1 protein-coding gene is annotated in these 2,316 nt (G+C 72.0%); it reads left to right on the plus strand.

What is annotated here, in order from left to right; translation table 11 throughout:
* A partial coding sequence (locus SMA5143A_RS39100; protein ID WP_107467546.1) for an MMPL family transporter occupies positions 1-2,289 on the plus strand: 2,289 nt, incomplete at its 5' end.
* Positions 2,290-2,316 lie beyond the last annotated feature (27 nt).

Here is a 2,316-nt window from a genome sequence, read left to right on the forward strand (position 1 = left end):
TCGAAAGCCCTGTTGCGCCTGGGCGCAAGCGCCGCCCGCCATCCCTGGCGGGTGATCGCGGCATGGCTGATCGCTGCCACGCTCGCCGTCCTCGCCGCCGTCGCCTTCGGCGGGCGTACCGCGGACTCGATGACCGCTCCGGGGCTGGACTCCCGACGGGCCGCGGAGCTGATCGAGCGGGCAGGCACCGGCCAGGAGGGGATGACCGCCCAAGTGGTCGTCACTCCCCTCGACGCCGGTGCGACGTTCTTCGACGACGGCGCGCGCACCGCCCTCACAAGGCTGCGGTCCGAGGTGGAGCGGCTGCCGCATGTGCTCGGCACGAGCGACCCGGCGGGGGCGCTCGACGCGGGCCGGGACACCGCCGTGCGTGGCGGACTCGTCTCGGCCGACGGGCGGATCGCGGTCGTCCGGGTGCAGTACCCCGACCAGAGCCGACTGTCGGCCGAGGACCTCGACGCCCTCGTCGGTCTCGGCGACCGGCTGCGCGCCGAACTGCCCCTGCGGGTCGAGATGGGCGGGAGCCTCTTCTACGCCTTCTCCGACCCCGACGGCGGCGCGAGCGAGCTGATCGGCCTCCTCGCCGCGGCCGCGATCCTGTTCCTGGCGTTCGGTTCGCTCGTCGCCGCCGCGCTGCCCATCGGCATGGCGGTCTTCGGGCTGACCGTCGGGGTCGCCACGATGACGCTCCTGGCGGGGGCGACAGAGGTCCCCACCTTCGCACCGGTCCTGGGCAGCATGGTCGGGCTCGGAGTGGGCATCGACTACGCGCTGTTCGTGCTCGCCAGACACCGGGAGTACCTCGCGGGCGGGCTGGATCCGCAGACGGCGGCCGGACGAGCGGTGGCGACGGCGGGGCGGCCGGTGGTCTTCGCCGGCGGCACCGTCGTCGTGTCGATCCTCGGCCTGGCGGTCGCGAACGTGCCGTTCATGACGGTGGGCGGCCTGGCAGTCTCGATCGTCGTCCTGATCATGGTGCTCGCGTCGGTGACACTGCTGCCGGCCTTCCTCGGCGCGGCCGGCCCACGGCTGGGCCGGATCGGCCGGATGGGCCGGATGGGCCGGATGGGCCGGGCTCGGCAGACCGGGACGCGGGGCCGACTCGCACGACGGCGGGCCCCGGCGGCAGGCGCCGCCCCCGCCACCGGCTGGCGTCGCTGGATCGGACACGTCAGCCGGCACCCGGTGCCGTACGCGGTCGGTGCTGCGGGGCTGCTGCTGACCGCCACGCTGCCCGTGCTCGGCCTGCGCGTCGGCCTGCCCGACGACGGCTCACTGCCGCAGAGCCGTACTGAACGCCGCGCCTACGACCTCGTCGCCGAGGGGTTCGGCCCGGGCACCAACGGTCCCCTCGTCATCGCCGTGGACCCCACCGGCGATCGGGGAGTGGTGGATCGTCTCGTCACCACGGTCGCGGCGGATCCGGGCATCGCATCCGTCGCGCCGACACACATCGATCGGGCCACCGGCATCGCGACCCTCGTGGTGTTCCCGACCACCAGCCCTCAGGACAAGGCCACGGCCGACACCATCGCCCGGCTGCGCACCGACGTGCTGCCCACGGCGATCGGGCACGGCCCGGCCAGGGCCCACGTCGGCGGCGCCGCCGCGAGCCTGTCCGATGTGGGCCGACGCACCAGCCAACGCCTGCCGGTGTTCGTCGCCGCCGTGCTGGCGATGTCGTTCCTGCTGCTGATGCTGGTCTTTCGCTCGATACTCGTACCCCTCAAGGCGGTACTGCTGAATCTGCTGAGCATCGGCGCGGCCTACGGCATCATGGTCGCGGTCTTCCAGTGGGGCTGGGGAGGCGCACTCATCGGGCTGGAAGCGACGGTTCCGATCGTGTCGTTCATCCCGATGTTCCTCTTCGCCATTCTGTTCGGCCTGTCGATGGACTACGAGGTGTTCCTCCTCTCCCGCGTAAGCGAGGAGTACCTGCGCACCGGCGACAACGGCACGGCGATCGTCGAGGGCGTCTCGCGCACCGCCCGGATCATCACCTCGGCCGCCCTCATCATGGTGGCGGTGTTCCTGTCCTTCGCCGTCGCCGAGGACCCCTCCACCAAAATGTTCGGGCTCGGCCTGGCCACCGCGATCTTCATCGACGCGACGGTCGTACGCATGGTGCTGGTACCGGCGACCATGACACTCCTCGGCCGGACCAACTGGTGGCTGCCGGCATGGCTGGGCCGGATGCTTCCCCGCGGCCCGGTCGGCACCGACGACCCCGACGACACCGACGCGGAATTTACGGGTGAAGCCCCGCGTCGACGGCTGGTTGACCGTTGACTCGTACGGACACGGCCTAGAAGGCTG

The sequence above is a fragment of the Streptomyces sp. MA5143a genome, from assembly GCF_900290235.1.
Classification (GTDB): Bacteria; Actinomycetota; Actinomycetes; order Streptomycetales; family Streptomycetaceae; genus Streptomyces.